This window comes from Serratia aquatilis, from assembly GCF_044865145.1.
Lineage (GTDB): Bacteria > Pseudomonadota > Gammaproteobacteria > Enterobacterales > Enterobacteriaceae > Chania > Chania aquatilis.
In genome coordinates this window covers 408,024-432,858 of sequence record NZ_CP173186.1, presented here as the reverse complement: position 1 = coordinate 432,858, position 24,835 = coordinate 408,024, and the positions used below count along the sequence as shown (strand labels likewise).

General features: G+C 51.8%; 17 protein-coding genes, 1 tRNA gene, 2 rRNA genes and 1 riboswitch. Of the genes, 5 read left to right on the top strand and 15 right to left on the bottom strand.

The features are described 5' to 3' along the window. Positions 1 to 52 precede the first annotated feature (52 nt). Together SAQUA_RS01910 and pgi are read right to left on the bottom strand one after the other, a co-directional pair. Positions 53 to 277: a hypothetical protein gene (locus tag SAQUA_RS01910; protein ID WP_380677244.1), complete on the bottom strand. Its 225-nt coding sequence runs from the start codon at positions 275 to 277 to the stop codon at positions 53 to 55. A 650-nt stretch (positions 278 to 927) separates the two neighbouring features. After that, on the bottom strand, positions 928 to 2,574 hold the full coding sequence (pgi, locus tag SAQUA_RS01905) for a glucose-6-phosphate isomerase (RefSeq protein ID WP_380677242.1): 1,647 nt from the start codon (positions 2,572 to 2,574) through the stop codon (positions 928 to 930). A gap of 370 nt (positions 2,575 to 2,944) precedes the next feature. After that, positions 2,945 to 3,139, top strand: a riboswitch (Lysine riboswitch). A 109-nt stretch (positions 3,140 to 3,248) separates the two neighbouring features. Between pgi and lysC the strand changes: the two genes are divergently transcribed. Both lysC and panS read left to right on the top strand, forming a co-directional pair. After that, entirely contained in the window at positions 3,249 to 4,616 is a 1,368-nt protein-coding gene (lysC, locus tag SAQUA_RS01900) for a lysine-sensitive aspartokinase 3 (RefSeq protein ID WP_380677240.1), read from the top strand. Between the two features lie 134 nt (positions 4,617 to 4,750). Further along, positions 4,751 to 5,671: a ketopantoate/pantoate/pantothenate transporter PanS gene (gene panS / locus SAQUA_RS01895; protein WP_380677238.1), complete on the top strand. Its 921-nt coding sequence runs from the start codon at positions 4,751 to 4,753 to the stop codon at positions 5,669 to 5,671. A 70-nt stretch (positions 5,672 to 5,741) separates the two neighbouring features. On the opposite strand, the gene SAQUA_RS01890 is transcribed toward panS, so the two are convergent. The 5 genes from SAQUA_RS01890 to SAQUA_RS01870 are packed head-to-tail and all read right to left on the bottom strand — an operon-like array spanning position 5,742 to position 10,261. Then, a complete protein-coding gene (locus SAQUA_RS01890) occupies positions 5,742 to 6,734 on the bottom strand; it encodes an ABC transporter ATP-binding protein (RefSeq protein WP_380677236.1) in 993 nt (330 codons plus the stop codon). Positions 6,735 to 6,738: 4 nt separating this feature from the next. Next, the gene (locus SAQUA_RS01885) at positions 6,739 to 7,524 is read right to left on the bottom strand and encodes an ABC transporter permease (protein WP_380677234.1); all 786 of its coding nucleotides are present in this window, start codon (positions 7,522 to 7,524) and stop codon (positions 6,739 to 6,741) included. Between the two features lie 17 nt (positions 7,525 to 7,541). Next, complete coding sequence (locus SAQUA_RS01880) at positions 7,542 to 8,381, bottom strand: ABC transporter permease (RefSeq protein WP_380678208.1); 840 nt, start codon at positions 8,379 to 8,381, stop codon at positions 7,542 to 7,544. 9 nt (positions 8,382 to 8,390) lie between these two features. Beyond that, positions 8,391 to 9,188 (bottom strand): alkaline phosphatase family protein, encoded by a 798-nt coding sequence (locus SAQUA_RS01875; RefSeq protein ID WP_380677232.1) that lies wholly within the window; start codon positions 9,186 to 9,188, stop codon positions 8,391 to 8,393. An 11-nt stretch (positions 9,189 to 9,199) separates the two neighbouring features. Then, positions 9,200 to 10,261 (bottom strand): ABC transporter substrate-binding protein, encoded by a 1,062-nt coding sequence (locus tag SAQUA_RS01870; RefSeq protein ID WP_380677230.1) that lies wholly within the window; start codon positions 10,259 to 10,261, stop codon positions 9,200 to 9,202. Between the two features lie 149 nt (positions 10,262 to 10,410). Between SAQUA_RS01870 and SAQUA_RS01865 the strand changes: the two genes are divergently transcribed. After that, positions 10,411 to 11,124 (top strand): UTRA domain-containing protein, encoded by a 714-nt coding sequence (locus SAQUA_RS01865; protein ID WP_380677228.1) that lies wholly within the window; start codon positions 10,411 to 10,413, stop codon positions 11,122 to 11,124. Between the two features lie 38 nt (positions 11,125 to 11,162). Here the strand turns inward: SAQUA_RS01865 and metH are convergent, their stop codons facing one another. Beyond that, a complete protein-coding gene (gene metH / locus SAQUA_RS01860) occupies positions 11,163 to 14,888 on the bottom strand; it encodes a methionine synthase (RefSeq protein WP_380677226.1) in 3,726 nt (1,241 codons plus the stop codon). 204 nt (positions 14,889 to 15,092) lie between these two features. Between metH and iclR the strand changes: the two genes are divergently transcribed. Both iclR and edd read left to right on the top strand, forming a co-directional pair. Continuing rightward, on the top strand, positions 15,093 to 15,923 hold the full coding sequence (gene iclR / locus SAQUA_RS01855) for a glyoxylate bypass operon transcriptional repressor IclR (protein WP_380677224.1): 831 nt from the start codon (positions 15,093 to 15,095) through the stop codon (positions 15,921 to 15,923). A gap of 273 nt (positions 15,924 to 16,196) precedes the next feature. Continuing rightward, a complete protein-coding gene (gene edd / locus SAQUA_RS01850; protein WP_380677222.1) occupies positions 16,197 to 18,011 on the top strand; it encodes a phosphogluconate dehydratase in 1,815 nt (604 codons plus the stop codon). 21 nt (positions 18,012 to 18,032) lie between these two features. Here edd and aceK read toward each other — a convergent pair whose 3' ends face one another. The 7 genes from aceK to rrf (SAQUA_RS01815) all read right to left on the bottom strand — a co-directional run bounded on the left by aceK (position 18,033) and on the right by rrf (SAQUA_RS01815) (position 24,816). Beyond that, entirely contained in the window at positions 18,033 to 19,784 is a 1,752-nt protein-coding gene (gene aceK, locus SAQUA_RS01845; RefSeq protein ID WP_380677220.1) for a bifunctional isocitrate dehydrogenase kinase/phosphatase, read from the bottom strand. 127 nt (positions 19,785 to 19,911) lie between these two features. Continuing rightward, the gene (gene aceA, locus SAQUA_RS01840; RefSeq protein WP_380677218.1) at positions 19,912 to 21,219 is read right to left on the bottom strand and encodes an isocitrate lyase; all 1,308 of its coding nucleotides are present in this window, start codon (positions 21,217 to 21,219) and stop codon (positions 19,912 to 19,914) included. Positions 21,220 to 21,325: 106 nt separating this feature from the next. Beyond that, positions 21,326 to 22,924: a malate synthase A gene (gene aceB, locus SAQUA_RS01835; RefSeq protein ID WP_380677216.1), complete on the bottom strand. Its 1,599-nt coding sequence runs from the start codon at positions 22,922 to 22,924 to the stop codon at positions 21,326 to 21,328. Between the two features lie 382 nt (positions 22,925 to 23,306). Continuing rightward, positions 23,307 to 24,236 (bottom strand): homoserine O-succinyltransferase, encoded by a 930-nt coding sequence (gene metA, locus SAQUA_RS01830; protein ID WP_380677214.1) that lies wholly within the window; start codon positions 24,234 to 24,236, stop codon positions 23,307 to 23,309. Positions 24,237 to 24,448: 212 nt separating this feature from the next. Beyond that, positions 24,449 to 24,564: ribosomal RNA gene (gene rrf / locus SAQUA_RS01825) — 5S ribosomal RNA — on the bottom strand. A 47-nt stretch (positions 24,565 to 24,611) separates the two neighbouring features. Next, positions 24,612 to 24,687, bottom strand: a tRNA-Thr gene (locus SAQUA_RS01820). Between the two features lie 13 nt (positions 24,688 to 24,700). After that, a 5S ribosomal RNA gene (gene rrf / locus SAQUA_RS01815) occupies positions 24,701 to 24,816 on the bottom strand. Positions 24,817 to 24,835 lie beyond the last annotated feature (19 nt).

Below are 24,835 nucleotides of genomic sequence, written 5' to 3'. Positions count from 1 at the left end.
ACGCCACTTACTGCCTGCACTGCAACACAAGGTGCGGTTATTCTTTTACGGTTTATTTCGTTCTAGTCGTGGTAGTAATAGAAGCACTAGTAGGAGAGATACCCTCGTCATCACCGCTGTTTTCTGCCACTAAACCACAAGCTGCCGCAACCGCAACTACTCCCACGCCTGTAGCAATTGCTTTACCCTTTGCCCCAAGAGCAGGGAAAGCAGCCCAAGAGTTGGAAGCGCCGAGCAAAGCGAGCGCTACTAATGCTGGATACAATACCTTTTTCATACAAAACCCTCTCTATAATGGTGAATCAAGTACCTTAGGAACCTTTTCCTAAACGTCTCATGATAGACACTTCGCACTTAAAGATGCAGCAAAGCCGCCCAGAGGCAATGCCAACTGACGGTCAAGTAGCGAAGGTAGCTACCCTCTGCACCTTGAAAGTATGCTGAGCTAGGACCGATAGCCTCGGTTCTTATAACACAATTAAGAATTAAAAAAAAATCACCTGGGGAATTTAGGAAAAAGCCCACGCTCTTAATGTAGTTAATATTTCTAATAGAATAGATTTACTGCATAGTAAATATATTGAGTCGCTCTAGCTAAAGTTTTTCATGTTGCAGATTAGAGATATCTGAAAGAATCATCTGAAGCTTGGCAAAAGCAACTTCACTCATGCCTCACCACTATATTTCAGTGCTTAGCGCTAATCTACCACGCCAGATAATATTCACATTGCCTATGTGTGGACGGCTAAAGGCAAGTTTCGCCTAGCCACATGGCAATCTATGCGCCAGTGACTCAAGAACTTGCCACCTGCACGTAACTCAAATTATTTTGAGTATAGTGGCATAAGTTTTTGAGTTAAAAAAATGCCGGTCAATAAAACCGGCATCAGGTCAAAACATCACATGGATATTTCGCAGGTCAGGCAATCAGCGCCAGGCTTTAAAGCGATTGATCAGTCCATTGGTGGAGCTGTCATGGCTCGATACCGCTTCTGTACCCGCCAGTTCCGGCAGAATACGGTTCGCCAGTTGTTTACCCAGTTCAACACCCCATTGGTCGAAGGTAAAGATGTTAAGGATGATCCCTTGGGTAAAGATCTTGTGTTCATACAGGGCAATCAGGCTACCCAGGCTAAACGGGGTGATCTCCCGCATCAAAATGGAGTTGGTTGGACGGTTGCCTTCAAACACTTTGAATGGAGCAACATGCTTGACGTCCTCAGGCTTTTTGCCCTGTGCGGCAAACTCTTCCTCTACGACTTCCAGTGATTTACCAAACGCCAGCGCTTCCGTTTGAGCAAAGAAGTTTGATAACAGCTTGGCGTGATGATCGCTCAATGGATTGTGGCTGATGGCTGGAGCAATAAAGTCGCAAGGTACCAGTTTGGTGCCCTGATGAATCAGCTGATAGAAAGCATGCTGGCCATTGGTACCTGGCTCCCCCCAGATAATCGGGCCGGTCTGGTAGTCTATCGGGTTGCCGTTGCGGTCAACGTTTTTGCCGTTAGACTCCATGTTGCCCTGTTGGAAATAGGCGGCAAAACGGTGCATATATTGGTCGTAGGGTAGAATTGCTTCGGTTTCTGCGCCGAAGAAGTTGTTGTACCAGATACCGATCAGTGCCAACAGTACCGGCAGGTTTTGCTCCGTTGGCGTCTGCGCAAAGTGTTTATCCATCTCATGCGCACCACTCAGCAACTGTTCGAAGTTTTCAAAGCCCAGAGACAGTGCGATAGACAAACCAATTGCCGACCACATAGAGTAACGCCCACCCACCCAGTCCCAGAACTCGAACATGTTGTCAGTGTCAATGCCAAACTCGGCAACGGCTTTGCCATTGGTCGACAACGCAGCAAAGTGTTTCGCCACGTGTTTTTGATCGCCAGCGGTATTCAGGAACCAATCGCGCGCGCTGTGGGCGTTGGTCATGGTTTCCTGAGTAGTGAAGGTCTTGGATGCTACCAGGAACAGCGTAGTCGCTGGATCCAGGGTCTTTAGCGTTTCGGCAATGTGTGTGCCATCCACGTTGGAGACAAAGTGCATATTCAGGTGGTTTTTATAGGGACGTAACGCTTCGGTTGCCATATAAGGACCGAGGTCTGAACCACCAATACCGATGTTTACCACGTCGGTGATCGGCTTACCGGTATAGCCTTTCCAGTCACCACCAATCACGCGGTCACAGAACTGCTTCATCTTCGCCAGTACCGCATTGACTTCAGGCATGACGTCTTTGCCGTCAACGATGATCGGGATGTTACTACGGTTGCGTAGCGCAACATGCAGCACCGCACGATCCTCAGTACGGTTGATTTTTTCGCCAGCAAACATCGATTTGATTGCACTGTGCAGGTCGGTTTCTGTGGCTAATGCCTGCAGTTTTTCCAGGGTTTCTGTGGTGATGCGGTTTTTGGAGTAATCCACCAGCATCTGATCGTTGAAAGTGGCAGAGAACCTGGAGAAACGATCGTTATCCTGAGCGAACAGATCGCGGATCTGAACGTCCTTCATTTGTTCAAAATGTTGCTGCAGGGCTTGCCAAGCAGCGGTTTGACTAGGATTGATATTTTTCATGGCAACGCTCTTATGCTTGAGAATGAATGTGAAGTGATTGGCCGATTGTAGCCTGTTCGCCTGTGATTATGATCTCTTTTCTTGCGTTAGCGGTTAACTGCCGTAAGTTAACACCTCATTTTTACCTTTGGACAACAAACCCTCTTTATTTCAGCTATCAGTGTGGTGAAAACGCAATTGAAATCGGAAGCGTTATTCTTTTTTACGCTAACACGGTAGCGGTAATATATTCCCGCTGGGGCAGATGCGATGCCAGAAGTGTAACGAGCAAGGCTCGCATGGCCCTAAGTTGAAAATCCCTCAACCTATGCCCGTTGACAGCGGCGTGTAAACCCGTTATCTCTATCAACCTACTTGCGCACTAGGTGTGCAAGCCAGAAGAGGCGCGTCGCCCAGGTAAAGTGTCAGAGGAGCCGTAATCCTATGATGGCGCTGGAGGGGGAGCGACGCCGAGACGTGATGCGAGCGGCAATCAGCACGTCGACTACAGGGGCTGAATCCCCTGGGTTGTCACCATGGGCCACCTCTGAGAGGGCGGTCAGCAAGGTGGGGCGCTTCTGGGTGTATCGTAGTTTTAACCTCTACGCCTGCTCCCTGTTTACCGCTCTTCCCTTGTGCCAAGGCTATGGAATTTAAATGCCATCTGAAATGGCATCCCTGACACGAGGTTTTAAATGAATCAAGCAATATCCCTGAACGCGATAGTCGTAGCCAAATTCGGCGGTACCAGCGTAGCCGACTTCGACGCTATGAATCGCAGTGCCGACGTAATACTTGCCAATCCCAATGTTCGTCTGGTGGTTCTTTCCGCTTCCGCCGGGATCACTAACCTGCTTGTCGCATTGGCTGAAGGCTGTGATGCCGAGAAACGGATCTACCAAATCGATGAAATCCGCCGCATTCAATACGCTATTCTTGAGCGTCTCGATAATCCGGCGGTGATCCGCGATGAAATTGACCGCATGCTGGAAAATATCACCATGCTGTCAGAAGCAGCCGCCTTGGCAAAGTCTACCGCTTTGACAGACGAATTGGTCAGCCACGGCGAACTGATGTCAACGCTGCTGTTTGTAGAACTCCTGCGCCGGCGTCAGGTCAAAGCAGAATGGTTTGATGTTCGCAAAGTGATGCGTACCGATGACCACTTCGGTCGCGCCACACCGGATAACACCGCGCTGAAGGAATTGGCACAAACATTATTAAAACCGCGTCTGCAAGAGGCTCTGGTGATTACTCAGGGCTTTATCGGTTGTGAACCCAAGGGCCGCACCACTACTCTGGGCCGTGGTGGTAGCGACTACACCGCCGCACTGCTCGGTGAAGCATTGAGCGTCAGCCGCGTAGATATCTGGACAGACGTGCCGGGCATTTATACCACCGATCCACGTGTAGTGCCGGGTGCCAAGCGTATTGATAAAATTGCTTTTGAAGAAGCGGCGGAAATGGCCACCTTCGGTGCCAAAATACTGCACCCGGCCACCTTGTTGCCCGCCATGCGCAGCGATATTCCGGTATTTGTCGGTTCGAGCAAAGAGCCAACTGCTGGTGGTACGCTGGTATGCAATACCACAGAAAACCCGCCATTGTTCCGCGCATTGGCATTGCGCCGCAGACAAACCTTGCTCACACTACACAGTTTGAACATGCTGCATGCGCGCGGTTTCCTGGCCGAAGTTTTCAACATTCTGGCGCGCCACAATATCTCCGTGGATCTGATCACTACCTCTGAAGTCAGTGTTGCACTGACCATGGATACCACAGGGTCTACCACCACCGCAGGTAGCCTGCTGACCACGTCCCTACTCACCGAGCTCTCCTCACTGTGCCGGGTGGAAGTTGAAGAGAACCTGGCTCTGATTGCGCTGATTGGCAACAAGCTTTCTCAGGCTTGTGGCGTAGGTAAAGAGGTATTTGGTGTACTGGATCCGTTCAATATTCGCATGATTTGCTACGGTGCCAGCAGCTATAACCTTTGTTTCCTGGTGCCAGGCGACGATGCTGAACGTGTGGTCCAAACGCTGCATCACAATCTGTTTGAATGATAGATTAATTCCCAGGCGCAGGCTCTCTGCGCCTCCTTATTAAAATTCTTATAAATCATAGAGGTTCAGCGTACTGAACCGTCGGCAACACAGAATCACATCACGTTCAATATTGGCTAAGGATAACCATATTCATGCTGGCAAAAATCACGCGCTTATTCCCGTTGTGGGCTGTACTGCTCTCTATTACTGCCTACTACACACCGGCGACTTTTACCGGTATCAGCCCATATGTCAGCCCGCTGTTGATGCTGATCATGTTCGCAATGGGTGTCACGCTGCGCCTAGAAGATTTCAAACGCGTGTTGTCACGCCCTGGCCCGGTAGCGGCGGGGATCTTTCTGCATTACCTGATTATGCCGCTGGCTGCCTGGCTCCTGGCGATGCTCTTCCGTATGCCGCCAGACCTTTCCGCCGGGATGGTATTGGTCGGCAGCGTAGCCAGCGGTACCGCCTCCAACGTGATGATCTACCTGTCTAAAGGTGACGTGGCTCTGTCTGTGACTATTTCTGCCGTATCTACGCTGGTTGGCGTTTTTGCTACCCCTTTGCTGACGCGTCTGTATGTCGATGCCAAGATCAGCGTTGACATCATGGGAATGCTGCTGAGTATCCTGCAGATTGTAGTGATCCCTATCGGGCTGGGTCTGATTATCCATCACACTTTCACCAAAACGGTCAAGCGTGTTGAACCCTATCTACCCGCACTGTCTATGGTCTGTATCGTAGCGATTATCAGTGCCGTCGTCGCGGGCAGCCAAAGCCATATTGCCTCGGTGGGGTTAGTGGTGATTATCGCAGTGATCCTGCATAACGGTATCGGATTACTGAGTGGCTACTGGGGTGGCAAGCTGTTCGGGTTTGATGAATCAACCTGCCGTACACTCGCCATTGAAGTCGGTATGCAAAACTCCGGGTTGGCTGCAACTCTGGGCAAGATCTACTTCTCGCCGCTGGCGGCGCTGCCAGGGGCGCTGTTTTCGGTATGGCACAACCTGTCCGGTTCACTACTGGCAGGTTACTGGTCCGGCCGTCCTATCAAGAAAAAAGAGTGACCCTGCTCAGCGGAGCGGGGGCGTGAATTAACGCGCCCGCTCATTTCATGTTTGGCGAGGTAGCGCCAACTCATGCCACTTCACGCAAAGTAACCGCTTCCCATTGCAACCCGATCTTGCTGCCGTCGGGGCGTAAATCGGCCACCGAGCGGTTAAGCACGTCTACCAATAACTCAACGCCACAGGCTTGCACACGATAACGCACCACATTCCCCAACAGGCTGTGGCTGACAATAACGGCGTCAATGCCCTGCCCGGCAGGTAAAAACTGGATCGATTCTGGGCGAATAGCAACTTGTCCGTTGAAGACTTGCCCGGTCAATGCCTGTGCCTGGTCAGCGCACAACAGGTTATAACTGCCGATAAAGCCGGCAGCGAAAGCACTGCTCGGCTGTGTATAGAGGATTTCCGCATTATCGCTTTGTACGATTTCCCCTTTGTTCATTAGAACAATACGGTCAGATAACGTCAGCGCCTCTTCCTGATCGTGGGTAACAAAAATGGCCGTCAGGTTTAACTCACGCTGGATGCGGCGGATTTGTTCACGTAGATGTTTGCGAATGCGGGCATCCAGAGCAGAGAGGGGTTCATCCAGCAACAGCAGGCGCGGCCTGGTGACCAGTGAGCGCGCCAATGCCACACGTTGGCATTGCCCCCCCGAAAGCTGGTGTGGGTATCGCTTTGCCAACTCGGTCAACTCCACCAAGGCCAACACTTCCAGAACCCGTTCGCGGGTCTGCGCGCCCGGCAATTTCTGCATTTTGAGGCCAAAAGCGACATTCTCCTCCACGGTCATGTTGGGGAATAACGCATAGCTTTGAAATACCATGCCAATACCGCGCTTTTGGGGAGACAGGGGCACCAGATCCTGCCCTTGTAACAAAATTTGCCCACCGTCGACTGGCGTCAGCCCTGCCAGGCAACGCAGTAAAGTAGACTTTCCGCACCCGCTGGGCCCCAGCAGGGTGACGAACTCCCCTTCTTCAGCGCTGAAGTCAATGTTGTGAAAGACCTGTGTATCACCGTAGTGCTTGTTAAGACGGGTAACGCTGAGATATGCCATATGATTAACCCTTCTGTCTATTTAGCTGATTCGCCAGCCAGGTGACAAACAACACCACGGCGAAATAGGAAATGACCAATGCACTACTGAAATGGCCGCTACCGCTGCGTTTATTGAATAGATAAACCTGCAAAGTTTCATACTGGCTGCCCACCAGCAGGTTAGCGAATACAAACTCGCCAATCAGGAATGAGAACGACAACAGCACGGCAATCATCCCTCCCTTGCGTAAATTTGGCAGCACTACCAGCAATGCTGCCTGCCAGGTGCTAGCCCCCAGCAACTGCGCCGCATCCATCAGATCGCGCAAGTTGATCGCCTGCATATTGTTGCTGATGGCACGATAAATAAACGGCAGCGTGATAGTGAAATAGCAACCAATCAAAATCCACGGCGTGCCAAGCAGTGGCAAGGGATCGGTGGCAAACAGTTGCATCAAACCGACGGAAGAGACCACCGGCGGCACGGCAAACGGCAGCAGGATCAGTACATTCATCACCGCATCCAGACGCGGGAAATAGTAAGCAATCACAAACATGACCGGCAGGATCACCACCACGGCCAGCACCAGCGTGCCAAAGCAGATGATCAGCGAATGCCACAGCGCCTGCAGAAAACGCGGGTCGCTCCACAATGCGGCAAACCACTTCAGCGTAAAGCCATCGGGCAGGATAGTAGCGCCCCACTGCGTAGCCAATGCGTAGATCAGCGTTGCCGCCAGGGGCAGCAGTAAAATCACAAACAAAAGCGCTACCACTATGCGGTGATAGAGCATTTCAACACGCAGCATGGGTAACCTCTTCTAAATCAAGAGCGTGCATTAACATACCCCCTGCGCAGTAACCATTGATGCACCACGGTGATAAATACCAATATGGCCACCAGCAGCATCGCCAGTGCGCTAGCCAAATTCGGATCGAGAGAAATATCCCCGGCAACCAACGCCGAGATACGGATCGGGATCACGTTGAAATTACCGGTAGTTAGCGCATAGACCGTCGCATAAGCCCCCAGAGCATTGGCAAGCAGAATGACAAACGTCCCCATCAGCGCCGGAGCCAAAACTGGCAGGCCAATATAGCGCCAGAAGTGCCATGGACCGGCCCCCAACAGTGCCGCAGACTCACGCCAGTCTTCACGTAACGCATCGAAAGCCGGGTACAGTAACAGCACACCCAGTGGGATCTGGAAGTAGGTGTAAAGCACAATCAACCCGGTTTTTGAGTAGAGATTAAAGCCTTCCATCAAGCCATATTGGCGCAGCAATAACGTCAGACAACCATTCAGGCCAAGCAGGATGACAAACGCAAACGCCAATGGTACCCCGGCAAAGTTGCTGGTCATGTTGGTAAATGACATAACAAAATCGTGCAACCTGGTAGGTCCTAAGCGGCGAAGTGAGTAACTACCCACTAATGCGATCGCCAGGCCGTAAACGCTCGACCACAGTGAAATCTCTAACGAGAATTGAAATGCCTGCAAGTAGAATGGCGAGGTCAGCACATCCACATAGTTACCCCAGCCCCAACCGCTGCTAGTACTAAAGAAACTGCTGACCGCAATCCAGATCATTGGGGCGATCTGAAACGCGCTAAACAACAGGATAAATGGCAACAAGCACAGCGCCGCGATCCACTTAGCTTTCATCATTAACCTTCATAGCAGCAACCCACGGCAGCGAGGTTTGTCGTGAGGTACTTGCAGCAGTTCGCACAGCGTGCCGCACAACTCCGTCTGCTGTGGGTTAGCATCGTTAAGGCTAAACGCAGCACCAAACACAAACAGCGGCACTTGACGCTCTTCCGGCAGGATGCCGCCATGGCTACGATCGTCATTCATGCCATGATCGGCAGTGACCATCACCTGATACCCTGCCTCTAGCCAACTGGCGAGATAGTGAGACAGCAAACCATCTGCATTACGTGCCGCATTACGATACTGCGGCGAAGATAGGCCGAAGCGATGTCCGGCATCGTCGATGTTCATCGGATGGATCAATAGAAAATCCGGGTTATAGCAACGGCGCAGATTTTCAGCATCATCAAACAGATGTGAATCAGGATAGCGGTCGTCGTAGTAGAAGTGACCATGCTGGATCGGTAATGCGGGATCATTGGTATGGCGATCCCGCGCAGCATCAAACGGCGTTCGGTTATAGAGCTCACTGAACCAATGGTAAGCCGCCGCTGCGGTAGTCAGCCCGGCGGAGTGCGCATAATGAAATACGCTTTGTTGGCGTGATAACCGCGCTACCTGATTATGTACAATGCCACTTTCCACTGGCGTAACGCCGGTGAGAATGCATTCATACAGTGGGCGCGAGAGCGAGGGTAGCTCGCTCTCCATCAGATATAGCCGGCCATGCCCTGCCGCACATTCGGCCTGCAGATAGCCCATGGCATCATGCGCAACCTGATAGTTGAGGCCATCCAGCAGTACGAGGATTGTCTTCATTATGTATTAACTCACTGTTGCATAAACATAATGACGTTTTCCTGCCACAGACGCGGCAGCGCTTTGGCACTCTGCTCCCATTCGGACGGATCGGCAATAGGGTGTGCCTTGTGATACTGTTCTGCTGGCAACAGTTTGGCCTTTACCTCATCCGGTAAGGTAATGTGTTCAGCACGGATCGGGCGCGCATAACCATCGGCCAGGTTAATCTGACCTGCATCTGAGAAAATATACTCGCGCGCCAGCTTGGCCGCATTAGGGTGTTTGGCATACTTGTTGATGATCGTGGTGTAACCGGAAGTAATGGAGCCGTCAGATGGGATCAACACTTCGAAACGGGTTTTGTCGATTTGATCGCGATAGTTCAGACCGTTGAAATCCCAGACAACCCCCACCTGTACTTCACCTTTTTCCAATGAGGAGATTGCAGGATTACTCAAACTAAGGCGCCCTGCCTTGGCCAACTTGCCAAAAAACTCCAACCCCGGTTTGAGGTTTTTCTCGTCGCCCCCCATCGCGTAGGTCGCAGCCAGTACCCCACTGGCGGCCTGTGATGCGGTCCCAACATCACCAATGGTTACATGGTAATCACCTTTCAGCAGATCGGCCCAACTGTGGGGGATCTCCTTCACCAACTGCTTGTTGACGATAAAAGCGATAGTACCGGTATAGGCCAACGCCCAGTGCCCATCTTTGTCCTTTGCCCAATCAGGGATCTGTGACCAGGTTGTCGGCTTGTATGCCTGAGTCACCCCTTTTTGTACCGCAATCGGACCGAAAGCCGCACCAACATCACCAATATCGGCCGTTGCATTGCCTTTCTCAGCATCAAATTTAGCGATCTCCTGTGCCGAGCTCATGTCGGTATCGAGATGCTTCAGGTTGTATTCGCTCAACAAATCAGCCCAGGTTCCTTTCCAGTTGGCCCAGGTATCAGGCATACCGATACTGTTGACTTCGCCTTCCTGCTTGGCGGCTTGGATCAGTGTGGCTAAATCACTATCGGCGGCCCAGCTCATCTGGCTGGTCAGCAAAATGGCACTGGTTAACACAGAAGCGCACAAACGTCTCATAACTGATGCTCCGAGTGGTGTGGTAGTGTAATGTTTCTGGACTAGTCCAGGGCTAACCAAGCCAATCTAGCGAACAATTGTGAAAGTTAGATGTCAGCCAAAAAAACAGCGCTTCTATTCGTGCGTTGTCCAACTGAGGGAAATGTTGAATGAGTGAAGTAGCAACCACCGTCGCCACTATCGGTCAGAGACTGCACGCTCGGATTATCGCGGGGGAATTCACGGCAAACGGTCGATTACCCTCAGAACGCACGCTCAGTGAACAGTTTTCTACAACCCGTATCACTCTGCAGGAGGCGCTGGGTCAACTCGAAATTCAAGGGGTTATTTACCGCCAGATGCGGCGCGGTTGGTTTATTTCGCCTCCGCGCTTGCGTTATAACCCGCTGGAGCGCAGCCATTTTCACGCCATGGCCGAACAACAGGGGCGACAAGCGGCTACCTCGGTGATCGACGCCAGTACGATAACTGCCAGCAACCTCATAGCCAAACGGTTAGAACTGCCTGAGGCGGCACCGGTATACCGCATCCGCCGTCTGCGGCATATTGATGGCCGCGCGGTGCTTTACTGTGAGCACTATCTCAACCCGGCATTTTTTTGCGGCATTCTGCAGGCGGATCTGACCCAATCGTTAACCACAATGTACGCGGAACGCTTTGGCATTGACTATGGCAGGGTGCGCTTTGATATGTTGCCCACGCTTTTGACACAGGAAGCCGCATCAGCCTTGAAAGTCGCTTCAGGCAGCCCTGCATTGTTTATTACCCGGATCAATCGCGATCAGCACGATCGTGTGATCGATTGCGATCTGGAATACTGGCGTTATGATGCACTGCATATTGATGTGGAGGCCGTCGGATAACAACAACAGCCTCCAATCAACACATAGGCAACTTGCCACTAATCCGCATCGTACCCCAGATTTGGGGCTAACCAGCGCTCCACTTCGGCGACTTTCATCCCCTTGCGCAGCGCGTAATCCTCCACCTGGTCACGTTGGATTTGTGCCACCGCGAAATACTTGCTCTCAGGGTGGCTGAAATACCAACCAGAAACCGCCGCGCCTGGCCACATGGCAAAGGACTCCGTCAGTTTCATACCAGTATGGCGGTTAACATCCAGCAACTGCCAGATTTCCGCCTTCTCGGTGTGCTCCGGGCAAGCAGGGTAGCCTGGTGCAGGGCGAATACCCTGGTAATTCTCACGGATCAGTTCTTCGTTACTCAGATTTTCATCTGCGGCAAAACCCCAGTGCTGCTTGCGAACCTGTTCGTGTAGGTATTCAGCAAACGCCTCCGCCAAACGATCGGATAGGGCTTTAATCATGATCTTGTTGTAATCATCATGCTTGGCGTCGTAAGCCGCCGCCAGTTCATCCTCTTCCAGCCCCCCAGTGACGGCGAAAGCACCTAAGTAGTCAGCTTTACCGCTGCTTTTAGGCGCCACAAAATCCGCCAAACAGTAGTTGGCGAAATCCGTTTTTTCCGTCTGTTGCCGCAGATGATGGCTGACCACCAGCACCTGTTCGCGGCTTTCGTCCTGGTAGACTTCCACATCATCGCCCACGCGGTTGGCCGGGAACAGGCCGTAGACGCCTCGCGGGTTAAGGCTAGCATTGGCTGCCAGGCTATCCAGCATCTGGTTAGCGTCCTGGAGCAGGCGTTTAGCTTCTTCCCCTACCACTTCATCTTGCAGAATGCGCGGATATTTACCCGCCAGCGACCAGGTCATAAAGAACGGTGTCCAGTCGATGTAGTGGCGCAGCGTGTCAATGCTGGCCTCCACCGGGAATACGCCCAATTTTTTCGGCACCGGTGGCTGGTAGTTTTCCCAATCCAGCACCATGGCGTTTTCCCGCGCCTGTTGCAGGCTGACCGGCGGAGTGCGCGGTTTCTTACGCCCGTGCTGGATACGCACGGTTTCATACTCTTTCCGCGTGCGGGCAACGAACTCATCCCGCTGGTTATCAGACAACAGTGCAGCCACCACGCCGACGGTGCGTGATGCGTTTTGCACGTAAGTTGTCGGGCCGCTGTAGTTTTGCTCGATTTTCACCGCGGTATGCGCCTTGGAGGTCGTCGCGCCACCAATCAGTAAAGGTAAGGTAAAGCCCTGCCGCTCCATCTCTTTGGCAACGTTGACCATTTCATCCAGCGAAGGGGTGATCAGGCCGGATAGGCCGATAATATCCACTTTCTCTTCGCGGGCGGTTCTCAGGATTTTTTCGGTCGGTACCATCACGCCCAGATCGATGATTTCGTAGTTATTACATTGCAGCACCACACCCACGATGTTTTTACCGATGTCGTGCACGTCACCTTTCACCGTCGCCAGCAGAATTTTGCCCGCCGTTGTGCCTTTCTCTTTGCTGGCTTCAATATAAGGCTCAAGATAAGCCACCGCCTGTTTCATCACCCGCGCGGACTTCACCACCTGAGGCAGGAACATTTTCCCTTCGCCGAACAGATCGCCTACCACGTTCATTCCGGCCATCAGCGGCCCTTCGATCACTTCAATCGGCCGTTCTGCCTGCTGACGTGCCTCTTCGGTATCCAATTCAATGAACTCAGTGATCCCTTTGACCAACGAGTATTCCAGGCGCTTGTCTACCGGCCAGCCTCGCCATTCAGCCTGCTGTATCGCCACTTCGCTGTCTTTGCTACTACGGAATTTCTCTGCCAGCTCCAGTAAACGCTCCGTACCATCCTGGCGACGGTTGAGGATCACATCTTCTACCGCTTCACGCAGCTCTGCACTCAAGTCATCGTAGATCGCCAATTGCCCGGCGTTGACGATCCCCATGTCCATACCGTTACGAATCGCGTGGTATAAAAATACTGCGTGGATCGCTTCACGCACCGGATCGTTTCCGCGGAAAGAGAATGATACGTTGGACACTCCGCCGGATATCATGGCATGCGGTAGATGAGTTTTAATGTCACCACAGGCTTCGATAAAGTCGACGGCATAGTTGTTATGCTCTTCGATACCGGTCGCCACAGCAAAAATATTCGGGTCAAAAATAATGTCTTCTGGTGGGAACCCCACCTGTTCGGTCAGGATGTGGTAAGCACGGCGGCAAATCTCGAACTTGCGCTCGCGGGTATCGGCCTGGCCCACTTCGTCGAATGCCATGACCACCACCGCTGCACCATAGCGGCGCACCAGCTTGGCATGCTGGATAAAGGCTTCCTCGCCCTCCTTCATCGAAATTGAGTTGACGATCCCTTTGCCCTGAATACATTTCAGACCCTTTTCGATCACGCTCCATTTGGATGAGTCGATCATGATCGGCACGCGGGCGATGTCCGGTTCACCTGCAATCAGGTTGAGAAAACGCACCATCGCTGCTTCAGCGTCGAGCATCCCCTCATCCATATTGATGTCGATAATCTGTGCGCCGCTTTCTACCTGTTGCCGCGCCACGGCCAGCGCTTCGTTGTACTTATCTTCTTTGATCAGCCGTTTGAAACGCGCGGAACCGGTGACGTTAGTGCGCTCACCTACGTTGACGAACAGCGACTTGGCATCGATATTCAGCGGTTCAAGGCCGGACAGCCGGCAAGCAACGGGTAACTGCGACAGTTGCCGTGGCGGCACACCATCAACCGCTTTAGCCATCGCAGCAATATGCGCTGGGGTCGTGCCACAGCAGCCACCGATGATGTTCAAGAAACCGGCTTGTGCCCATTCCCCTACCTGCCTGGCCATTTCCTCAGCATCGAGGTCATATTCGCCGAACGCATTGGGTAAACCGGCATTGGGGTGGGCTGTCACGTAGCTTTCGGAGATGCGTGCCAACTCAGCCACGTACTGGCGAAGTTCATCCGGACCCAAGGCGCAGTTAAGACCAAAGGTCAGCGGCTTGACGTGGCGCAGCGAATTGTAGAACGCTTCCGTAGTCTGGCCGGAAAGAGTACGCCCCGAGGCATCGGTGATCGTACCTGAAATCATGATTGGTAGCGTAATACCTAACGCTTCAAACTCGGTTTCCACCGCAAAGGCGGCAGCTTTGGCATTCAGAGTATCGAAGATGGTTTCGATCATGATCAGATCGACACCGCCTTCCACCAGCGCACGGGTTGATTCGCGATAAGCGTCTACCAGTTGATCAAAAGAGACATTGCGGAATGCCGGATCGTTAACGTCTGGCGAAATTGACGCGGTGCGGTTGGTTGGCCCCAGAACGCCAGCAACATAGCGCGGTTTCTCTGGGGTGAGTGCGGTATACTCATCGGCGCAGGCACGGGCTAACACGGCTGCCTGATAGTTAATCTCGGCAGAGAGCGACTCCATATGGTAGTCGGCCATGGCAATGGTTGTTGAGTTGAAAGTATTGGTTTCAATGATGTCGGCACCTGCGGCCAGATAACCATTGTGGATTGCGGTAATCACTTCCGGTCTGGTAAGCACCAGCAGGTCATTATTGCCTTTCAGATCGCTTTGCCAATCAGCAAAACGTTCACCACGGTAGTCCGCTTCCTCCAGCCGATAGCTCTGGATCATGGTTCCCATACCGCCGTCCAACACTAAAATACGCTGCGCTAACTGCTGACGCAGTTGTTCCACTCGATTTATCACTGTAGCCCCTTCACACCCGATTATCCGCCAACGCCCTGTACCCATCAGCTTTCGAGTCGCGGCTCGGCCATTACTTGAAAGATGAGGGGCCTGCCATCCTAGCACAGGTTATGCTGGCAAAGGTGTGAGCGGGTATTGAGAGTTTTTCAGGTTCATCGGGTAACAGATCGGATGAGCAGATTAGTGTATTGCAATTCATACTATAAAAACGAAAATGAATTCCATCATACGGAAAATAGAAGGTGAATCATGGTCAATTCCATACCCGCCAAACGTGGCAAGAAGCCCCGCAGTGCAACACCCACCACCAGTGCCACGACGGGACAGGTCCAGTCACTGACTCGAGGTCTGAAATTACTGGAATTTATTGCCGAAGCACATGGCAATGTCGCATTGACCGATCTGGCTCAGCAGGCCGGGTTGCCTAACTCCACTACCCACCGCCTGCTGACCACCATGCAGCAACAAGGTTTTGTGCGCCAGGTCGGCGACCTTGGTCTGTGGACCATGGGCGCACACGCGTTCATCGTTGGTAGCAGCTTTCTACAAAGCCGCAATCTGTTGGCGATGGTGCACCCGATGCTACGTCGCTTGATGGAGGAATCGGGTGAAACGGTCAATCTGGCGGTGATGGACAAGGCTGAAGATCAGGCAGTGATTATCGATCAGGTCCAGTGTACTGCGCTGATGCGCATGTCTGCACCGATCGGCGGTAAACTACCCATGCACGCTTCTGGCGCAGGTAAAGCCTTTCTGGCCAGCATGCCGGACGACCAAGTCACTAAACTCCTGCATAAAAAAGGCATGCATACCTATACCCCTTATACCTTGACGCCACATAATCTAAAGGAAGGATTGGCGCTGATCCGCAAGCAGGGGTTTTCCTTCGATGATGAAGAGCATGCTCTCGGCTTACGTTGTATAGCTGCCTGCATTTTTGACGAGCATCGCGAAGCCTTTGCTGCCATCTCCATCTCCGGCCCGGTTTCACGCATGACTGACGATCGCGTAACCGAATTGGGTGCCTTGGTGATCCACGCCGCGAAAGAAATTAGCCTGGAATATGGCGGTGTGCGTTAGCGCTACGCTTTCCTCTCATCCACGGAGCCCTTTGGATGAGAGGCACACCATCGCTGTTGTGTTTCTGTGATGTTCTGTAGTGAGATTGTTTCCCCGCCAGCTAAAAACATGAAACCGATCACAGTTAGCGATCCTGGATAATAAAGTCGATTGCTACCGGCATCACTTACCTCGACAATGTTACCCATAACATGTTACCGGTAACAATTAGAATATACTAAGCTATTGCGGCCATCGGCAACGTTTGCCAGGGTTGCACACTGTGAGGACGGTATGATTGACGACACTCTGGCACGCGTAACACAACGCATCGTAGAACGTTCGAAGAAAACCCGCTCCGTCTATCTGACGCGCATTTCCACAGCACGTTCACAAACCGTACATCGTTCACAGCTGGCCTGTGGCAATCTGGCGCATGGCTTCGCCGCCTGCCAACCCGAAGAGAAAAACGCACTAAAAAATATGGTACGCAGTGATATCGCCATTATCACTGCCTACAACGATATGCTCTCCGCCCATCAGCCATATGAAAACTATCCGCAAAGCTTGAAACAGGCACTGCGCAGCGTCGGGGCCGTGGGTCAGGTTGCCGGTGGGGTGCCCGCCATGTGTGATGGAGTGACGCAAGGGCAAGATGGCATGGAGCTTTCGTTGATGAGCCGCGACGTGATTGCCATGTCTGCCGCGATTGGCCTTTCGCATAACATGTTCGATGGTGCGCTGTTCTTGGGCATTTGTGACAAAATTGTGCCTGGGTTGGTCATGTCAGCTCTTTCATTCGGGCATTTACCCGCCGTGTTTGTGCCTGCCGGGCCGATGAGCAGCGGTTTACCGAATAAAGAAAAAGTCCGGGTACGCCAACTGTATGCCGAGGGCAAAGCCGATCGCCACGCCCTGCTGGAAGCAGAAGCCGCCTCTTATCACGGCATCGGCACCTGTACCTTCTACGGAACGGCAAATACCAATCAGATGGTCATGGAGGTCATGGGTCTGCATCTGCCTGGGGCCTCTTTTATTCACCCGAATACCCCGCTGCGTGACGCGCTGAATGATGCGGCGGCGCGCCAGGTGACTCGCCTGACTGAAACTGCCGGTAACTATCTGCCAATCGGCCAACTGGTTGATGAGAAAGTGGTGGTCAACGGTATCGTATCGCTATTGGCAACCGGAGGATCCACCAACCTGACGATGCATATGGTCGCCATGGCCAGGGCTGCCGGTATCATTATCAACTGGGACGATTTCTCTGAGCTTTCTGACGCCGTGCCTTTGCTGTGCCGCATCTATCCCAACGGCCCGGCGGATATAAACCAGTTTCAGGCCGCGGGTGGCGTACAGCTGGTGGTGCGTGAGCTGTTAAAAAATGGCCTGTTGCATCAGGATGTGCATACCATCGCCGGTTTTGGCCTCGAGCGTTACACTCAGGAACCCTGGCTGGACAATGGTCAGTTAGCCTGGCGCGAGGGCGCGGATTGTTCGCTAGACCGCAACGTTATTGCCAGCGTCGACCAGCCGTTTGAACATCACGGTGGAACCAAAGTACTTTCCGGCAATCTTGGACGCGCCGTGATGAAAACGTCAGCGGTGCCCGTCGACAACCAGATTATCGAAGCCCCAGCAATGGTGTTTGAAAGCCAGCACGATATAATGCCTGCCTTCGAAGCCGGTAAGCTGGATCAAGATTGTGTGGTGGTAGTCCGTTTCCAAGGGCCGCAGGCCAACGGCATGCCTGAGTTGCACAAACTGATGCCGCCACTTGGCGTACTGATGGATCGCGGTTTCAAAGTGGCACTGGTGACCGATGGCCGTCTGTCCGGTGCTTCTGGTAAGGTGCCTGCGGCTATTCACGTTACACCAGAGGCTTATGCGGGAGGCGTGCTGGCAAAGGTGCACGACGGCGATATGATCCGAGTGAATGGCCGCACTGGCGAGTTACAACTGTTGGTTGATGACCAGGAGTTGGCTCTGCGCACGCTTTCCAGCCCCGACTTGTCAAGCCAAGCTGTCGGTTGTGGCCGCGAGCTGTTCAGCGCATTGCGCAGCCAACTTTCTGGTGCTGAACAGGGCGCCTGCTGCATAGCATTTTAGTTAGCGCCCCAAGAGCCAACTTCAGCCTGCGGAAACTTCTGCATAATCGGCAGGAAAGCGCTGGCTGAAACGCCGTTTTTTGCGATAGGCAAACACATCTTCTATATGCCCCTCTCTGATGCGCTGCTGTAGACCACGCCAGTAATCCGCTTCAAAAAGATCGCTATGCATCTCTTCAAAGATGTTTCGAATGCGTTTGTCACCACACAGGAAATGACGGAATTCTTCGGGAAAAACGTCGTTAGGCGAAACGCTATACCAAGGTTCACTGGCCAGTTCATCTTCTGGATAACGCGGCGGTGGGATCTCGCGGAAATTCACCTCGGTCATGTAGCAAATTTCGTCATAGTCATAGAACACCACGCGCCCATGCCGAGTAACGCCAAAGTTCTTGAACAGCATATCGCCGGGGAAAATATTAGCCGCCGCCAACTGTTTGATGGCATTGCCGTACTCTTCGATGGCATCATGCAACTGCTGGTCGTCAGCCTGCTCCAGATAAAGATTCAGCGGCGTCATACGCCGTTCCATATACAAATGCTTTATCACGATCCGATCGCCGAGATCTTCGAGTTTCTCCGGTACTTCACGCTGCAACTCTGCTAACAGTTCAGGACTGATTCGCACCTTATCTACCACGAAGTTCTCATATTCCTGTGTATCAGCCATACGCCCGACACGATCATGCTCCTTAACCAACTGGTAGCAGGCCATCACCTGCGCTTGAGTCACTTCTTTCTGCGGAGCAAATTCGTCTTTGATGACCTTGAATACCCGATCGAAGGAAGGCAATGTAAACACCAGCATCACCATACCTTTGACGCCCGGCGCAATAATGAATTGTTCGTGAGACTGCGCCATAAAGGTCAGGTATTCGCGATAGCATTCGGTTTTACCATGCTTCTGGCAGCCAATTGCCATGTACAGCTCGGCGGTGGTCTTGCCTGGCAGAATTTCCCGCAGCCACTCAACCATTGCCGCTGGCAGCGGGGCATACACCATAAAGTAAGAACGGGCGAAGCCAAAAACGATGCTGGCCTCCTCCTTGCTGGTCAGGCAAGTATCAATAAACAACTCTCCGGCATCGCTACGGTGTATTGGCAGTAGAAAAGGGAATACGCCCTCAGCCAGCCGCAGCTTACCTACCAGCCAAGCCGCTTTGTTACGGTAAAACAGTTCATTGGCGATCTGGAAAGTCGCACTAGCCAATTGTTGCGGGTGGAAAGTTTGTACTAAGGCCCGGGTGATATAGCGGATGTCGCGCGGCAGGTCCTCCCAAGGCAAGCGCAGTGGTAAATCGGTTAGCAGATTGTGCAGCATTCCGGCTAAATCGCCGTTTGGGGCGACATTACGCGCCAGAGGCCGAGGGATATCGCGAAAACGCCGTTCAGGCTGAGAACTGAAGACAAACAGCTTTTCCGGTGTGAGATCGCGGTGTTGGAATAAGCGGCAGTAAACCGAATTGAAGAAGCTTTCCGCAATCTCAAAACGCGGGTAGTCGGGTAACAGATCGGTATAAACCGCTTTAACCCTGTTGGGGAAATCCGCATCGTAATATTTCTGCCCAGTAATGCATTTCAGTTGCTCAACCACCAGGCCGACATGGTGGTCGTAAAGATGGATACGCTGCTTCATCGCCAACTGAACAGCGGGCCAATCTGCCTGTTCAAAACGTTGTTGCGCTCCGGCAGTGACTTCAAGAAAGCGACCATATTGGGCATCAAAGCCCTGCAAGATCGTCTGTGCGATCAACAATTCCAGTTTTGCCGCCATTGTTTGCCTCTGCCGTCAATCAATAAAACAAGGGCTTGGTCTGCCAAGCCCACAGAAATCAAACCTAGGCATTGTCCCTCAACTGTCCGTGGTGCTCACCTACAGCTAAAGGACACAGCCTGATTCATCAGAATTGTTCTTCTTCTGTAGAACCGGTCAGAGCAGTTACCGAAGAAGCACCACCTTGAATGATGGTAGTCACTTTATCGAAATAACCCGTCCCAACTTCCTGTTGATGGGAGGCAAAGGTGTAACCACGCTCCACTGCGGCAAATTCCGGCTGTTGCACTTTTTCCACATAGTGCTTCATACCTTCACCACGTGCGTAAGCGTGGGCCAGATCGAACATGTTGAACCACATGCTATGGATCCCGGCCAGCGTAATGAACTGGTACTTGTAACCCATGGCTGACAGTTCATCCTGGAAGCGTGCAATAGTATGGTCGTCCAGGTTCTTCTTCCAGTTGAAGGACGGAGAACAGTTGTAGGCCAGCAACTTACCTGGGTATTTGGCATGGATCGCATCGGCAAAACGTTTAGCCGCCTCTAGATCAGGCTTAGAGGTTTCGCACCATACCAGGTCGGCGTAAGGCGCGTAGGCCAGACCACGACTGATCGCCTGCTCGATGCCTGCATGTGTACGGAAGAAACCCTCAGGAGTGCGTTCACCAGACACAAAAGAACTATCGTACGGATCGCAATCCGAAGTCAGTAAATCCGCTGCATCGGCATCGGTACGGGCGATCAGCAAGGTGGGTACGCCAAGAACATCGGCGGCCAGCCGCGCGGCCACCAACTTCTGGATCGCTTCTTGGGTTGGTACCAGAACTTTGCCGCCCATATGGCCGCATTTTTTCACCGCAGCCAATTGGTCTTCAAAGTGAACCCCAGCCGCTCCCGCCTCAATCATCGCCTTCATCAGTTCAAAGGCATTCAGTACTCCACCAAATCCGGCTTCTGCATCCGCCACAATGGGTAAGAAATAATCGGTGTAACCCTCACTGCCCGGTTCAATCCTGTTCGCCCACTGTATCTGGTCAGCACGGCGGAAGGTATTGTTGATACGCTCAACCACCGCCGGAACGGAGTCTACCGGATACAGAGACTGATCTGGATACATGGCAGAAGCGGTGTTGGCATCGGCAGCGACCTGCCACCCAGAGAGATAAATCGCTTCTACCCCCGCCTTCGCCTGTTGTAGTGCTTGACCTCCCGTTAATGCGCCAAGGCTATTGACATAACCTTTACGGGATTTCCCGTGCAGCAGTTCCCACAGTTTGGCTGCTCCGTTTTGCGCCAGTGTGCAGACCGGATTAACCGAACCACGCAGAGTAATGACATCTTCGGCACTATAAGGCCGGGTAATACCTTCCCAGCGTGCTGATTTCCATTCCTGTTCCAATTGTTGGATCTGTTGAGTACGAGAGGTGGTCATATTTTTATCCTTTTTAGTGAGGTAGGGTTCAACAGACCGATAGAATCTGACTTTATGAGCAACACCAATCTAACGGTGGCCAGCATAAGCGCCAGATTTACCGGTTTCAGGCCAGTAATTCGTAGCCGGGTAAAGTCAGAAAATCGATTAATTCATCTTGTGTAGTGATGCGCTCCATCAGCTGTGCAGCCTCGCTGAATCGGCCTGCGTGATAGCGCATCTCCCCCACTTCCTCGCGGACAACCAACATTTCTTCTTTAAGCATTTGGCGAAACAGTGCTTTGGTTACCAGTTGACCATTGCTCAAGCTTTTCTCATGGTGGATCCATTGCCAGATAGAAGTACGTGAAATCTCAGCGGTAGCAGCATCTTCCATCAAGCCATAGATCGGTACGCAGCCGTTGCCGGAGATCCAGGCTTCAATGTATTGCACCGCTACACGAATGTTGGCACGCATACCGCTTTCGGTCCGCTCACCGTCACAGGGCTCTAGCAACTGTGCTGCAGTAATAGGTGCGTCATGTTCGCGCAATACGTCCAATTGGTTCTGGCGATCGCCAAGCACACGGTTAAAAACCTCCATCACCGTATCCGCCAGCCCAGGGTGTGCCACCCAGGTACCGTCATGGCCGTTGGTCGCCTCTAGTTCTTTATCCGCTCGCACTTTTGCCAATACCATGGCGTTTTGTTCCGCATCTTTACTGGGGATAAACGCAGCCATCCCGCCCATCGCAAAAGCACCGCGCTTGTGGCAGGTCTTGATTAGCAGCCGTGAATAGGCGCTGAGGAATGGTTTGTTCATGGTAACGGACTGACGATCTGGCAAGACGCGATCACTATGATTTTTCAACGTTTTGATATAGCTGAAAATATAATCCCAACGCCCACAGTTCAGCCCAACAATATGCTCGCGCAGGTGATAGAGGATCTCGTCCATCTGGAAGACTGCAGGCAGTGTTTCAATCAATACGGTGGCCTTAATGGTGCCGCGCGGTAGTTCGAAACGATCCTCGGTAAAACTGAATACTTCGCTCCACCAGGCGGCCTCCTGCCAGGACTGGGTTTTCGGCAGATAGAAGTAGGGGCCACTGCCCTTTGCCAATAACTGACGATAGTTATGGAAGAAATACAGTGCAAAATCGAACAGCCCACCGGGGATCGCCTCACCCTGCCACTGTACGTGCTTCTCTGGCAGATGGAGGCCGCGTACGCGAGCGATCAATACGGCTGGATTGGGCTTGAGTTGGTAAACTTTCCCTGTCTCATTGGTGTAAGAGATGGTGCCATTCACCGCATCACGCAGGTTGATTTGCCCATCGATAACTTTGTCCCAGCTTGGGGCCAATGAGTCCTCAAAATCAGCCATGAAGACTTTGACATTCGCATTCAAGGCATTAATCACCATTTTACGTTCAACCGGGCCGGTGATTTCTACTCGACGGTCTAGTAAATCGCTGGGAACGCCTCGGATTTTCCATTCAGAATTACGAATGGAATTAGTTTCCGAAATAAAATCCGGTAGTTCACCGCGATCTATTTCTTCTTGCCAACCAGTACGTGCCGCCAGCAGCTCATCACGCTGCGGGGTAAATTTTACTACCAGATCTGTCAGGAACTCGACTGCATCATCCGTGAGTACCTGCCGTTCAGTTTCACCGAAACCCTGCGTAAAGCTTAACTTTCTGCCTGTTGCCTGCTGCGTCATTGTCTTTATCCTTTCCATCATTCCACACCGTCAATGCCGGCCGGTCGAAGTATTGTTGTCGGAAATCACTACAATTCAGGGTGAAAAAGAGGCCCGAAACTGGTCAGTCGTTATCCTGTCCAACTTTAGAATAGCTAACAAAATGTAAAAATCAAAAACGATTTCCATTTTTTTTATTAAAATTTTATTAATTTTTTATTATCAATAAGTTACGTAATTGCACAAATTTTAAAAACAAGGAAGCACATTCCATTAAATAGAATTAATTTTATCTAATTGTTTTTTAAGTGATTTACTGATTTTAGAATGCAGTGAAAGAGGCGGGGATCGCAGAGTGCTCTATAACGGTCTCGATTCAGCCGTCATAGAGCAGATTGAAAAGTTACTCGAGGGTAGGATTCATATGACGCAGATCGAACGGTGTGATCTGGTAAACGTAGTAATTCAGCCAGTTAGAAAATAGTAGATGGCCATGGCTACGCCATGAAGCTAATGGCGGAAGTTGCGGGTTGTCATCAGGAAAGTAGTTGAGTGGGATCGGGGGATTGAGACCTGCATCTTTATCACGACAATATTCTCCTGCAAGCGTCAGGGGATCATATTCTGGGTGCCCGGTAACAAATGCCAAGCGCTTATCCTTACTAGCGAAAAGATACGCTCCAGCAAGCTCGGACTCCGCCAAAACATCCAGATCGGTATACTGGCGAATTATATCAGTCGGAAAATCCGCATAACGCGAGTGAGGGGCCAGAAACGTCTCATCAAAACCTCGGGTCAGCAACGCATGTTGCTGTAGTGTCTGATGCCGGTAAACACCCGAAAGCTTTACCTCACGCGTTTTCTTGGGAATACCGTACAAAACGTTCAGCGCCGCTTGTACCGCCCAACAGACAAACAACGTTGATGTAACATGGTTTCTGGCCCAGGCAATAACACGTTCAATCTGCGGCCAATAGGCGATATCACAAAAATCAACCAGGCCTAGTGGGGCACCGGTTACGATCAGGCCATCATAGTTCTCATCCTGAATATCCTCAAAGTTACAGTAGAAATTATTCAGGTGTTCGGCTGGTGTATTCTTTGACTCACGGCAATCAATACGCAGCAGTTGAATATCGATCTGTAATGGGGAGTTGGAAAGTAACCGTAAAAACTGATTTTCAGTTTCGATCTTTTTTGGCATCAGGTTGAGGATTAGCACTTTTAACGGCCTGATTTCCTGTGTTTTTGCTCGCGAGGATGTCATCACAAAGACATTCTCATTGCGCAAGAAATTTACCGCAGGTAACTCATCAGGAACACGAATCGGCATTGCTTGACCCTCACACATCCATTTATACGTTTAGACTTCTAGATGCCCGAAGATAGCGTTTTTTAAACCCCATGTCGAGTATTCAACATAAAGGTGAAAATCTTTCATAACCGGAAAGAAGAAGCGAGCAATGCTAAAGACTCTGTAAGCTGTTTATAAACGGCTTAAACGCAAAAAGGCCACCCTCATGGGTGGCCTTCTGCTAAATTGATGCTTGGCAGTGTCCTACTCTCGCATGGGGAGACCCCACACTACCATCGGCGCTACGGCGTTTCACTTCTGAGTTCGGCATGGGGTCAGGTGGGACCACCGCGCTATTGCCGCCAAGCAAATTCTTTAATTCTTTTTGCCGAACTTCCAATTACTTCAATAAAGTGGTGCTGATACCCAGAGTCGAACTGGGGACCTCACCCTTACCAAGGGTGCGCTCTACCAACTGAGCCATATCAGCACACAAATTTGATGCCTGGCAGTGTCCTACTCTCGCATGGGGAGACCCCACACTACCATCGGCGCTACGGCGTTTCACTTCTGAGTTCGGCATGGGATCAGGTGGGACCACCGCGCTATGGCCGCCAGGCAAATTCGTTTCATTCCAA